9 protein-coding genes are annotated in these 13,076 nt (G+C 68.2%); 3 read left to right on the top strand and 6 right to left on the bottom strand.

What is annotated here, in order from left to right; genetic code table 11:
• Positions 1-290: 290 nt before the first annotated feature.
• On the bottom strand, positions 291-1,250 hold the full coding sequence (locus ACZ561_RS10575) for a helix-turn-helix domain-containing protein (RefSeq protein ID WP_470992103.1): 960 nt from the start codon (positions 1,248-1,250) through the stop codon (positions 291-293).
• 339 nt (positions 1,251-1,589) lie between these two features.
• Between ACZ561_RS10575 and ACZ561_RS10570 the strand changes: the two genes are divergently transcribed.
• The 3 genes from ACZ561_RS10570 to ACZ561_RS10560 all read left to right on the top strand — a co-directional run bounded on the left by ACZ561_RS10570 (position 1,590) and on the right by ACZ561_RS10560 (position 6,157).
• Positions 1,590-2,789 (top strand): S8 family peptidase, encoded by a 1,200-nt coding sequence (locus ACZ561_RS10570; protein WP_470992100.1) that lies wholly within the window; start codon positions 1,590-1,592, stop codon positions 2,787-2,789.
• 119 nt (positions 2,790-2,908) lie between these two features.
• Positions 2,909-4,330: a M14 family zinc carboxypeptidase gene (locus tag ACZ561_RS10565; RefSeq protein WP_470992097.1), complete on the top strand. Its 1,422-nt coding sequence runs from the start codon at positions 2,909-2,911 to the stop codon at positions 4,328-4,330.
• A gap of 279 nt (positions 4,331-4,609) precedes the next feature.
• Positions 4,610-6,157 carry an ABC transporter substrate-binding protein gene (locus ACZ561_RS10560; RefSeq protein ID WP_470992094.1) on the top strand — a complete coding sequence of 516 codons (1,548 nt, stop codon included), beginning with the start codon at positions 4,610-4,612 and terminating at the stop codon, positions 6,155-6,157.
• Between the two features lie 60 nt (positions 6,158-6,217).
• Here the strand turns inward: ACZ561_RS10560 and ACZ561_RS10555 are convergent, their stop codons facing one another.
• The 5 genes from ACZ561_RS10555 to ACZ561_RS10535 form a co-directional block, all read right to left on the bottom strand.
• Positions 6,218-8,020 carry a glycoside hydrolase family 15 protein gene (locus ACZ561_RS10555; RefSeq protein WP_470992091.1) on the bottom strand — a complete coding sequence of 601 codons (1,803 nt, stop codon included), beginning with the start codon at positions 8,018-8,020 and terminating at the stop codon, positions 6,218-6,220.
• Positions 8,021-8,699: 679 nt separating this feature from the next.
• Positions 8,700-10,208: a DUF4246 domain-containing protein gene (locus tag ACZ561_RS10550; protein WP_470992089.1), complete on the bottom strand. Its 1,509-nt coding sequence runs from the start codon at positions 10,206-10,208 to the stop codon at positions 8,700-8,702.
• Between the two features lie 349 nt (positions 10,209-10,557).
• Positions 10,558-11,379 (bottom strand): ribonuclease BN, encoded by an 822-nt coding sequence (locus tag ACZ561_RS10545; RefSeq protein ID WP_470992086.1) that lies wholly within the window; start codon positions 11,377-11,379, stop codon positions 10,558-10,560.
• A 375-nt stretch (positions 11,380-11,754) separates the two neighbouring features.
• Positions 11,755-12,285 carry a hypothetical protein gene (locus ACZ561_RS10540; RefSeq protein ID WP_470992083.1) on the bottom strand — a complete coding sequence of 177 codons (531 nt, stop codon included), beginning with the start codon at positions 12,283-12,285 and terminating at the stop codon, positions 11,755-11,757.
• A 41-nt stretch (positions 12,286-12,326) separates the two neighbouring features.
• Positions 12,327-12,884 (bottom strand): hypothetical protein, encoded by a 558-nt coding sequence (locus ACZ561_RS10535; protein ID WP_470992974.1) that lies wholly within the window; start codon positions 12,882-12,884, stop codon positions 12,327-12,329.
• Positions 12,885-13,076 lie beyond the last annotated feature (192 nt).

Below are 13,076 nucleotides of genomic sequence, written 5' to 3'. Positions count from 1 at the left end.
ACTGAAGGTGTACGCCGGGATGCCTGCGAGGCCACCGTCGTCCACTACACCCCGCCGTGTCGCCGAGCCCTCGTGCAACGAACACGCAGCCTACGACGAGTCGTCCGACCAAGATCCGGGGGCTGCCAGCCCTCTGGTCAGCGGGCTGGCACGTGATCGTCGTACAGCTCCTGGCCGTAGCCGTAGCCGTAGCCGTGACGGCGAGGTGCTCGTCCATCAGCCTTGACTCATCCGGCGCCGCCCCCGATGTACGGCGAAGCACGCGCCCCCCGTCCGTCTGCCGGAGCGGGTCAGAGCCAGCCCCTGCGGGCCGCCTGTACGCCGGCCTGGAAGCGTGTCTCCACGCCCAGTTCGGCCATCAGATCGGTGAGCCTGCGCCCCACTGTCCGTTCGGTCACGCCGAGGGACCGGGCGATCGTGCGGTCCTTCATGCCGGACGCCATCAGCGACAGCAGTTCGCGGTCCTTGACGGACGGGCCGCGCTGCGCCTCGGCCTCGACCAAGGGCGTGGCGCGCGCCCACAGGCTCTCGAAGCAGCTGACGAGGACGTCGACGAGCGCCGACTCGTGCACCAGCAGCCGGACGTTCGGGTCCGGTTCGGTGTAGGAGACCGGCAGCAGCGCGGTGGTCCGGTCGACGACCATCAGCTTCAGGTTGACGTCCGGCAGGATCCGGGCCCGTTCGCCGGCCTCGGTGCAGCGGCGCATGGCCGCCATGTGTTCGGGCGACGCCAGTGCCTCGCGGGCGTAGACGAACCGGTAGGCGACGCCGTCCGCGAGCCGGCGCAGTTCGAGGTCGTTCGGGTTGCTCTGTCCGCCGATGTACGGCGGGGCGTCGACCGCGACGATCTCCTCGCGCGCCTCCAGCTGGAGCCGGGCCACCGCGGCCAGGACGGCGTCCTCGCCCTCCAGCAGTTCGACGACCGGCTTCCCCTCACGTGGGGGCCGGCCACGTAGCCGGTCGGCCAGTTCCTCGACGTGCAGCTGCATCTGGGCGAGGTCGCCGCGTCGGCGATTGATCAGCTCGGGGAGGGCCTGGTCGGGCGCGACGACGGCGTACAACGCGGGAGTGAAGCCGAGCTGTTGAACGAGCCCGTGGTCGAGGAGCCGGCGGACGACGGGCCGTAGTTCGGGCGGGGAGCATCCGATGTTCGCGGCGAGCTCCTCCGCCGTGGCCCGTCTCAGGTCGAGCAGGGCGAGGTAGGCGTCGTTCTCGATTCGACCGAGACCGACCGGCTCCAGCAGGAACATGCAGACCTCCCACATCGACGGTGGGGGCGTCGACGTGGGGGGATTGTAGGTGGCCCTCAGGTGATCGTCAAGGCTTTCTGACGGCGCACAAGAATCCTCCAGTTCGCGGCAGATGCGAGATCTCTCCCTGTTCATCCCACCCATCCCTGCTGAACAGGACATTGTCCGAAACCGGAAACGCACAGTGATTTACAGGCAGTTGGGCGCGGCCCAATCCTTGTCCTGGCCCCGCCGCGACTGTTCGCCCCCCACCGACGCGCGGCGGAGCCCTCCTGCCGTCGACCCCCACGGGCACAGGCCACCAGGCCGCCGGGACGGCACTGCCATCAAGGAGCACTGATGCACAAGAGATCCGCACTGCCCGCGCGCAAGATACTCGGGACGGCGCTCGCAGCCGGTCTGGCCGCCACCGCGCTGGCTGCCGTCCCGGGCACGGCGACCGCCGCCGAGGGAAGCATCCTGGGAGCCGGCTCACGCAACACCGTCAAGGACAGTTACCTCGTCGTCCTCAAGGGCGACACCATGGCCAGGGGCGCCGTCGAGCGCCGGAAAACCGCCCTCGTGAAGCGCTACGGCGGGAAGGCCGGGCACACGTACAGCTCCGCGCTCACGGGCTTCTCGGTCAGGATGACCGAGAAGCAGGCCAAGCGGCTCGCCGCCGACCCGGCCGTCGCCTACGTCGAGCAGGACGCCGAGGCATCCCTGCAGGCGGTCTCCTCCTGGGGTCTGGACCGTGTCGACCAGCGCAGCCTGCCCCTCAACGCCGCCTACTCCGCGCCCAACACGGGATCCGGTGTTACGGCGTACGTCATCGACACGGGCATCCGCACCTCGCACACCCAATTCGGCGGGCGTGCGTCCTGGGGTACGAACACCATCGACACGAACAACACTGACTGTCATGGGCATGGCACTCACGTCGCCGGTACCGTCGGCGGCGCGTCCTACGGGGTGGCCAAGGGCGTCAAACTGGTCGGGGTCAAGGTCGTCAACTGCGCCGGGGGCACGACCACGACGGCCATCGCCGCCGGAATCGACTGGGTCGCCCGCAACGCCGTGAAGCCCGCCGTGGCCAACATGAGCTTGAAGTACCCCAGTCTGGCCGTCGCGACGGCCGTGAGGAACTCCGTCGCCTCCGGCATCGTCAACGTCGCCGCGGCAGGCAACGACTACGGCTACGACGCCTGCAACGTCATCCCCGCCAACGTGCCCGAGGCGATCACCGTCGGCTCCACCACGCGGTCCGACGCCAAGTCGGACTTCTCCAACATCGGTCCCTGCATCGACATCTTCGCGCCCGGCTCCGACATCGTCTCGGCCGGCTTCACGAGCAACACCGCCTCCGCGACGATGAGCGGCACCTCGATGGCCGCACCGCACGTGACGGGTGCCGCCGCGCTCTACCTCTCCGCCAACCGGACGGCCACACCTGCCCAGGTGGAGGCCGCCCTCAAGAACAACGCCACCAAGGGCAAGGTGACCGGCGTCGGCGTCGGCTCGCCCAACAACCTCCTCTACACCGGCTTCATCGGCCAGTGACGCCCTGACCCCCGCGACAGCCTGTCCGGCCGGAAGGCCCCGCCAGCCCGGGTGCCGATCCCGGCCGGACAGGCCGTGCTCCCCACCGTCGCCATCTGCCCCCGCCGAACGAGGTTCCCGTGCAAGCGAAGTTCACCCACTGGCTCGCCGCGGCCACGACCGTCGCGGCCGTCGCGGTCGGCACCGGCTACGGCATGGCCGCACCGTCCGGGCAGAGCGAGGCCGCCGACGACCGCGCGTACGTCTACCGCATCCCCGATGGCATCCATGTGCCGACCGGCAAACTCGCCGGTTTCGACCTGATCGAGGACCGCGACGGCGACGACCTGTTCGTTGTCGGCGACGCGGCCACCGCCGCGCACCTCAAGTCCTTGGGCCTCCGCCCGAAGGTGGAGCAGCGGCTGGCTCCGGCCGTCTGGGAGCCGCCCACGCGCAGCGGCCAGGCTCCCGCGCTCACCGCGGCCGTAGCAGAGAAGACGTACTACGGCGGCTACCGCACCGTGAACGCCCAGTACGCCCACCTCGACCGGGTCGCCTCCGATCACGCGTCGCTCGCCACCGTCGTCGACATCGGCGACTCGTGGCGCAAGTCCACCGGCAGGACCGGCGGTTACGACCTCAGGGCGATCTGTCTCACCAAGAAGCACAGCGGCAGCTGCCGACTGACGCCCGACTCCACCAAACCGCGGTTTCTCGTCCAGGCTCAGGTGCACGCCCGCGAACTGACCACGGGTGAGATGGCCTACCGCTGGATCGACTACCTCACCGACGGCTACGGCACCGACGCGACGGCTACGAACATCCTGGACACCCGCGAGATCTGGGTGGTCCCGATCGGCAACCCCGACGGTGTCGATATGGTCCAACAGGGCTTCACCGGCGGCCCGACGGGCCGGCAATGGCATCGCAAGAACGCCAACCACACGCACTCCACCACCACTTGTGTGGACGGCGCGAGCAGTGGCAGCGGCATCGACCTCAATCGCAACAACAGCAGCCACTGGGGTGGCGCGGGCACCAGCTCCCACCCGTGCGACCCGGTCTACAAGGGCAGGTCGGCGGACTCCGAGACCGAGAACAAGGCACTCCAGGCTCTCTACCGCAAGCTGTTCCCCGACACCCGCGCCACGGGTGACACGACGGCCGCCGCGGCCGCCACGAAGGGCATGTTCGTCACCCTGCACAGCTACTCCAACATGGTCCTGTTCCCCTGGGGCTTCGACGGCGACACGGAGAGTGGAAACGACGCCGCGCTGCGGGCCATGGGCAGGGAGATGGCCCGGCTGGCCGGCGGATGGCGGTACGGCCAGCCTGGCGAGGTTCTCTACGACGCCAGCGGTGGCCACGACGACTGGGCCTACGACCGGCTCGGAGTTCCCTCCTTCACCTGGGAGATCGGGCCGAGCAGCGGCGCCTGCGGGGGCTTCCATCCGGCGTACTCCTGCCAGAACACCTTCTGGGAGCAGGTCAGGCCCATGCTGACGTACGCGGCCGGCAAGGCGGGCGGTCCGTACGCCGGCGGCACCTCCTCCGCCGGCTGACGACACCGGCACCGGCACCGATACTGCTGTCGCCGGGCGCGGCGCCGGACCGCCTCCCCGTCACCGGCGCGTGATCCCCCGGTCCACCGCCTGTCGAACGCGGCGACGGCGGCGACGACGATGTCGACCGGAGCAGAGCCACCGGCCTGTCCGCTGTGGCCGCCCTCGTCCGGCGGGGAGGCCCCGCCCCTCAGAGCTGCGGGGCCGGCCGTTTCCCCGCGGTCGTGAACGCCGAAGCGACCGCTCGTCGCCGTCCCCCTGTCACGAGGAGACCGAACCATGAAACCGAACCGCCTGGGCATCGCGGCGGGGACTGTCGCACTGCTGCTGATCGGGAGTTGTCAGCTGCTGCCGACGCAGGAGATGCAACGGCCGATCGTCATCGGGACAGCCAACGGCCTGACGAGCTTCGACCCTGCCGGGGCGTACGACAACGGATCCTGGGCCGTGTACAGCAACATCTACCAGAGCCTGCTCACCTTCGACGCCGGGTCGTCCGTTCCCCGACCTGACGCGGCCAAGAATTGCGGATTCACAGACTCCGCGCTCAAGACCTTCCAGTGCGAACTGCGCGACGACGTGGTGTTCTCCAACGGGCATCCGGTATCCGCGATGGCGGTGAAGCATTCGTTCGATCGGATCCTGCGGATACGTCACCCCCTGGGCCCGGGACCGCTGTTCGCGAATCTGCGCTCAGTGGAGGCCCGCGATTCGCACGTGACGTTCCACCTCGGCACAGCCGATGCCACATGGCCGCACAAGATCGCCACAGGGGCTGGTTCGATCGTCGATCCGACCGAGTTCCCCCTCGACAAGCTCCGCGGGAACGAAAGCACAGTCGGATCCGGCCCGTACGTGGTCTCCTCCTACCGGCAGGGGGAGGCGATCGACCTCGAATCGAACCCCACGTACAAGGGGGCTGTGACGCGAAGAGGAACACCCATACACATCCGCTACTACCCGACGGCGCAGGACGTCGAGAAGGCCTGGAAGGCACGAACCATCGAGGTCGCCTACAGCGGACTTCCGTCCACAGCCCTGGAGCAGATCGACCCCCGCGACCCTGACGTGCGCCTCTCCATCGGGGAGAGCGCGCAGGCGCGGCACCTCGTGATGAACCTTCGCTCCGCACGGAACCCCTTGACAGACGTCGCGGCCCGCCGGGCCGTCGCCGCCCTCGTCGACCGCGGACGACTGGCAAGCGAGGTGTTCAGGTACACGGTGACGCCGCTGTACTCGCTCGTCCCCCCAGGTGTCATCGGTCAGAGCACCGCGTTCCTCGACGAATACCCTGAGATGGACTCCCGGTACGCAGCACAGCGCCTCCGCTCCGCCGGTATCACCACTCCCGTGCCCATCACCCTGGGCCATCAGACCGGCACTGCCGCTCTGGAAGCGAGGGAACTGAGGCGGCAACTGGAGGCGGACCGCCTGTTCAAAGTCGAACTCGTTGAGGAAGCCGACTGGGACTCGTATCAACAACGGTGCCAACGCGGCGAGTTCGACGCCTTCGTCACCAGCTGGACGCCGGACTTCTCCGACCCGGAGACCTTCGTGCAGCCGCTGGTGGGGACAGGTGGCGTCCTTCACAACGGATACACCTCGGCCGAGGTCGACAGGACGATCCAGAACACACAGCGACACGTTGATCGCGGGGAAGCCATTCTGCTGTTCCGGTCAATTCAACATGCCGTCGCACGGGATGTCCCGCTGGTTCCCCTGTGGCGGAAGAAGAATCACGTGGTCACCCGCGCCACTGTCAGCGGTGGCCACCACCTGGCCGAGGGCACTGGGATCTGGCGCCTCTGGGAACTGAGACGGCCCTGAAGGGCGGACACCCGACCGACGGCCCGTGGGACGGGATCACCGGCCGTGCCTCTGCCTTCGTCAGGTGGCCTGGTGGATGGCCCAAGCGGCGTTGATCAGTCCGATGTGGCTGAACGCCTGCGGAAAGTTTCCCAGGAGGTGGCCTTCGACGGAGTCGACCTCCTCGGAGAGCAGCCCGACATCGTTCACGCACCGCGCAGCTCGCTCGAAGACCTCACGTGCGGCATCCGTGTCCCCGGCCAAGGCCAGCGCCTGGGCAAGCCAGAAAGTACAGAGAAGGAAGGTTCCCTCTGCACCTGGAAGCCCGTCGTCGGCCCCCGCGTACCGGTAGACCAGACCGTTCCCGCCAGTGAGTCGAGCGCGTACGGCATCGATGGTGGCCTGCATCCGCGGGGCATCGGCGGGGATGAAGCCGACGATGGGCATCATCAACGCGGAGGCATCGAGAACGGCCGACCCGAAAGCCTGGGTGTACGCTCCGGCCTCTTCGTTCCACCCGTCCTCCTCGATCGCGGCTCTGATCTCGGCCCTGGCCGAAGTCCACTCCTGTACGCGATCGGACGCGTCGAGATCGTCCGCCAGTTTCAACGCGCGGTCGACGGCGACCCAGCACATGAGCTTTGAGTAGAGGAAATGCTGAGGTCCGCTGCGCACCTCCCAGATGCCCTGGTCCGGTTCGCGCCATCTCAGGGCGGCGGAGTCGGCGCAGCCGGCAAGGAACGCCTTCGTGGGCGCATCCAAGCCGCTGAGATAGTCGCGCAGGCGATGGGCGGCTGACAGCAGCTCCCCGTACACATCGAGCTGCTTCTGCTCCCAGGCGCCGTTGCCCAATCGGACGGGGCTGCTGTTGCGCCAGCCGGGAAGGTGGGGGAGTACGCGCTCGGTCAGGTCCCGTTCACCGCGGATGCCGAACATGATCTGCATGGACGATTCCCGGCTGGGGTCGCTCGCCGCCGCGTGGGCCATCCACTGAAAGAAGGCCTCTGCCTCGTCAGGGCACGCGGCCACCCAGAGTGCGTCCAGCGTGAAGGAGGCGTCCCGGACCCAAGCGAAACGGTAGTCCCAGTTGCGGACGCCTCCGACGGTCTCCGGCAGGGACGTGGTCGGGGCGGCCACGATGGCTCCTGTCGGCTGGAACGTGAGCCCTTGGAGCACGCGGCCACTGTGGTGTACGAGATCGGCCCAGGGCCCCTCGTACGACTGGTGGAGCTCCGACCAGGAGCGCCACCCTCTGATGGTGTCCTCCAATTGGGTCAGGATGGCGTCCTGAGACGCCAGGACGGGGCTCGTCCCCGCGGGAACCCGCTGGAGGGCGAAGGCTGCCGTCTCGCCGGCACGCAGCCCGATCCGGCCGCGGGCGGTGGCCGAGATCTCGAGAGGGACCGGGCTGCAGAGCCCCAGGGTGTCGGGTCCTCCGTGGCACCAGACCCCACCCTGCGTCGGAATGAGCAAGGGCTTGACCAGCCCGTACTCGGGCCGGGGGGCGAACTCGACATCCAAGTCGGCCCGGCCTTCCGTGCACTCCACCACACGCAGCAGCAGATGGGGCGCGTCCATCCCCAGGTCGTGGCCTCGCTCATTGAGGCCGGACGCAAGGGCGTCTGTCACGCTGACCGCTCCCGACCGCATGCGGAAGACCGTGCGCAGCACGAGGGTGCGGTCCAGATAGCGCCGCTGCGTGTCGTAGGGGGAGGTAGGCGTGATCGACCAGTGGCCGGCCTCGGGGCCGAGCAGACGCGCGAACGTCGCTCGGCTGTCGAAGTGGGGCAGGCACAACCAGTCCACGGAGCCGTCCCGGCTGACCAGTGCAGCGGTCTGGCAGTCCGAGAGAAGCGCGTAGTCCCCGATCGGACGGTCGCTCATTCAGGCCACCTACTCGTATCCCTTCTCATCCTCGCTCGATTTCCTCGACCGGGCAGCAGGGAGTGATCAACCGCGTCCGAGGCGGAGAGCTGCTGATCTCGGCGGCGACCCACGGGGGTGTCGTCGGCGCGACGGGCGGGGCGCACGGTCTCGCCGTCCACGGCCGGCGAGTGACGCGGTTGCCGGGCTCGGTCCTGGCCGGGTCGCGGGCGGCCGGGGCCGCGGGGAGCGAGCCAGGTGCCGATCGTCGTGTCGAGAGCGTCGCCGTTCACACGCCGCGGCACCCGGCCCACTGCGCGAGGCCGGAGCGGTGGGACCGGACGTTTCGCGCCCCGGGCCGCCGAGAGCGTGAGTACGGTGGGTGATGCGTCGGCGGGCCACTCCTGCTCGCGGCGAGGGATTTCGCACCGGCCACAACCGTGCCTGCCCGGGGGTGACACGGTGACCCGGACCTCGACGGCGGTAGGCGCCGGACGCCTCACAGCCCGCACGACAAGAGCCATGAGCGGCCGCGCCCGAGCCGCCGAGCCCGAGCCGCCGAGCCGTCGAGTGAGGCGTACCGGGAGGGCGTTCGCGGCCCGGCTGCGCGTGGTGCTTGCCGCCCTACAGGTATCGGCCCCCTACGGCCCGTTGAGGGTCTCCTCCCTGGCGACTGCTCCGGCGGGCCAAGGCCGAGGTATCAGTGCTCACAGAGGGAGAATTCCCGTTCGTAGAGCTGCTCGTTGTGTTCGTCGACGAAGAACTTGCGTTCCTGCATGAGTTGTTCGCGGTAGCCCTTTGCCTGTTCGAGCGTCATGGTCGAGGTGCCGGCCCACGGTTGCTGCGGTGGCACATCGGATGTCGAGACGATCTTTTCCGAGGGGTCGACCAGGAAGAACGCGAGAATCTTGCGATATCCCGGGCGGGTGGAGTCCGTGAGGCGGAATGAGCCGACGCGGTGCTGCAGGATGTTCGGGAACGCCAGGCAGCGGCCCGCTGGGGTCGATGTCGATCCCAGTATCTGGTTCAGCGCGTCTTCGTCCTCCAGGCCGTAGACCTCACGCAGACCGTTGTCATCGTTCTGCTCGTAGTTCGGGTCGTCGAGTGCCGCCCGGAAACTCAGTCGGCTTTCGGTGATGTTCTCGCTGTCCCAGTAGTAGATGCCGGTCGAGACGATCCGCTCGTTCATCATCCCCTCGACGTGCCAGGAACCGCCGGGGTACTCCGGCTTGTCAGGGGTGAGATGAATGGAGGCGAGCTTGACGATGACCTGGAGACGGCGGCCGCGCAGGTCGACTCGGGCGGATCTGTCGGGCAACTCGGGCGGAGTGAAGGCCGGGGCGTCCGGGATGACCGGGCGACGGTTCTCCCACCAGTCGTCCTGGGCCTTTTCCCATGCGCGACGCGCTGCGGCGTAGGCCTCATCATCGCTGTAGGAGGATTTGTTCGGATACTCCGGCTCCGAGTCGTACCACCCGTAAGGATCGGCCTCGATCCGCAGCGGACGTGGATGGCGCAGATCGGTGAGTACGTTCTCCAGCAGCGGGCGAAAGCGCGCGAACAGGTCTGGCAGGACGGAGGCGAGTTCGTGATGAGTCTCGGGGTGAACGTTGTTGACGTACGAACGGAAGGTGACATCGCCGTCGTCACTGACGTCGAGGTCCGTGGGCAACCACTGGAATTTATCCGAGAATTCGTACGTGGAATAGCGGTCCGTCGGGTTCTGCCAAGCCCGCTCGGGCGCGCCGCTCACCTCTCTCACCAGGCAGAACAGTGAGGGATGTACGAGATCCAGTACCTGGCCGTCGGATCCGGGGTGCCAGTCCCGCTCTGCTTCCGGGACCTGTTCCAGAACCTGAACCGCCTCGCGCAGTCGGGATCTGAGCTTGTCGTCGACCAGTGTGTCCGACTGCCACACCCCGTCGACGGCGGACACCTCGACGCCGGTTCGCCCGTTCCGCAGCGCGGCGTAATGCGCGAGTTCGGCGAGCACGTAATGAACTTGCGCTTCGGTGAGGCCCTGGGCGAGCGCTTCCTGCGTCCACCTGGCGACGACGTCAGCATCGTTCATCTTGTCGAACCACCGCGACTTCGCCCGAATGTGCGAGCTGCACTGCATCATCTGAAGTTCCCGCAGCGTTCGGGGTGTCGCGAACGATAGGGAACGGGAAGCCTGAAACGGCAGCGGGAAAGCAGACAGGCCAGTCAATTCTCTTGGTCCTCCCAGTCGGTGTGCGGTGCCGGGAAGGATACGTCAGCGGACTGACACCGCAGCCGTGGTCCCTCATGGCTGCTCCGGGAGCCAGGGCTTCGACCCGGTCGGGTGAGGCCCGGTTCGCGCTCACGCGAGGCCGAGGCGCCGAGGAACGCGAGGGGGAGGCAGGGGGCGCGGACGTTGCGGCGCAGGCCGGCCAGTTTGGCGTGGCCGCTCGACCTGGACAGCCTGGCCGTCACCTGCTGATGGTGCCGGAATCGCGACCCTGACCAGCGGAATCGGCTGTCCTGCCACGCTCGCCGCCGTAGAGTCCATGAATCCGCAGCGGCGATGTGCGTCCGGATCACCTTCGCCGTTTCAGCGCACGCATCATGCGGGGCAGTTCATCGTCGAACATCCGGCCGACCAGCGCACCGCCGAAGACGACCACCCCCACCGCGACGAGCCACGACTCGATGACGAGGAACGCACCGAACGGGCCGTAGGTGACGGCGCTCGACGCGATCAGTGGAGAGAAGACGAGCCGGGAGAAGATTCGCAGTCCGAGCAGTCCCAGCATGGTGGACACCGCCCCGGGCAGCAGAGCGAGCCACGTCACCCGGCCGCCGAGCAGCAGCCGCTGGGACCACCAGAAGAACAGGACGCCGCTCACGACGACGACGACACCACGGGCCGGGTCATGCCACGATGATGTGACCGCGAACAGGTGGAGGACCCCGATGGCGACTGCCAGCCACACCACATGCCGCCACCTGGCCCGCCAGCGGGCCGGAGGCAGATCCCAGACCTTCTCGTAGCCGCTCTGCACCACCGTGCCGAACGACAGTCCGAACACGGTGAGCAGGGCGAGACTGAACGCCGTCGTGGTCCGCAACACCCGTCCGGGCAGAGCGAACAACTGCTCGATCTCCTCCCTGGCGGCCGCCGATACGCCAAGTCCGTCCCCCAGCCACTGCGCGAACCCCCTCCCACTTGCTGTATCCGCTGCGGATACGACGATCAACAGCGGTACCAGCGTGAGGAACCCGAGCGCGGCGAATCCCAGCGACCGTTGCCACAGCTCCAGATCGCCGACCCGCCCCCATCGGTGCCCGGCTCGCGATCGGCGGATCACGCTGCGTATCCGGGCGAACGGAGACCATCGTCCTGCGGGACCGGTGGTCATCGTCTTATCGGGGCGCGGGCCGCTGTCGTCGGCGTCGGGACTCCGGCGGCCCTCGGGATGACGAGCATGGCGCGCTCCAGGGATCTGCTGGGGCCTCCGCGGTGGGAATGCCGTGCTGCGAAGCCACCAGTAGCCAAGTCGGCCTGAATGAGGGGACGCTCCGCTGCTCCGACCCTGGTGCCCCCGCCCTCGCGACGGTGTGCACGAGGGTATTTCGGTCCCGGAGGAGGGTGGACGGATCACGATGGGTCATGGGCCTGCGGGCGGTTGCCGGGCGGCACGCTGCCGCCTCGACCCCGGCCCGGCGGCCCCGACGGATGGGAGGGGCGGGGCCGATTCACGGGCCTCCGGTACCGCTGCCGGCCGGGGGCAAAGTCACTTCGTCAGCAACCGGTTGAAGAACGACCGGTACTCACGCAGGGCCATCCGCAGGCTCTCGGTATCTACCGCTTCCCCCTGGTTCCACTGGCCTTCCAACGCTTTCCTGTGGCCGGCGAACTTCTCGGCCAGGGTTCGCATCACGTCCGCGACAAGGCCGTCGGCTGCTTGGACGGCCTGCTCCGGGTCGTCCACGAAGTCGTTCTGGACTTGTTGCCAGCGCGACCGATAGGCATCCACGTCTTGAGCGGACAGCAGTGCCTCTTCTTCGTCTTCGTCGCGCTGACTCCTTTCAGCGGCAGGCTCCTCCGCTGTCCTCTCGGAACCATGGGCGGTGCTGTCCTCGACGCTGTCGGATCCCTCCCGCGGGCGGGCCAGGGTCTGGTCGGAGGTGGCCGTTGCTTCACCCGGGTACGTGGGTGGCCCGGCGTCCTGCCCGTTCTCAGCCGCCTGATCGCGTGACCGGGCGATGTCCTCGGTCGTCAGCTCGCCGGCGCCGGTCCGATCCGGATTCTCGTTGTGACGCATCACGTCTCCCGTACGTCTGTCATTCGCTCCGACGGGCGGGCTCAAGCCCCGGCCCGGCCGCCCTGATGTCCGTCGGTGAGTAGTTCGTCGAACAGGGCCCGGTAATGCACCATGGCCCCACGTAGCTGTTCAGTGGTCGCCTCGCGTCGTGCGCTGAGCGAATCGACCTCGTGAGCCGCCCGATAATGCTGCAGGGTGCGGCCGTGCTCGACGGAGAGGTCCCGCACCTGCTGGTCGAAGTTCTCCGTCGGGTACCCGCGAGCCTGCATGAGCGAGGTGACCAGTCGGTCGGCGTCGTGGACGGCTGCGTCGGGATGATCGACGAACTGCTCCTGAACGCCGTCCCACTCGCGTGCGTACCTCTCGCGCTCCCCGCTCGGCAGGGGCTGCAGTTCGAGTGAGTCGTGGCGCTTCTCCCGCTCGGCGAGTTCGTGCTCGGCCGCCCTGCGACTGCCGGTGTCCTCGACGGTCCGTTCGTACTCCGGGCCGAAGCGTTCCTGCAGACGGCGCCGCCGCATGGCGAGCACCGTGGCCACCGTTATCAGGGCGATCACCACGATGGCCGGGATGATGATGGCCAAAAGCGTCCCAGTTGACATTGGGCGGCCCCTTGGTTGATTTCGGATGCCCCCCACGCGGCGCGGCTGCCCCCTCGCAACGTGTCCGAAACGGTCCGCGTAGAAGGCCGCCTTCTGGGCGCGGGTGGTGTTCTCCGCCTTCGCCTCCGGTTCCCCGACGGATGAGCCGCTGCCGCAGGGCGAATCGACCTCGTCGCTGAATCCGCTGGTGTC

This window comes from Streptomyces sp. NPDC039609 (genome assembly GCF_055596705.1).
Note: the sequence above shows the minus strand (reverse complement) of the source record. Positions and strands in the feature narration are given on the sequence as shown.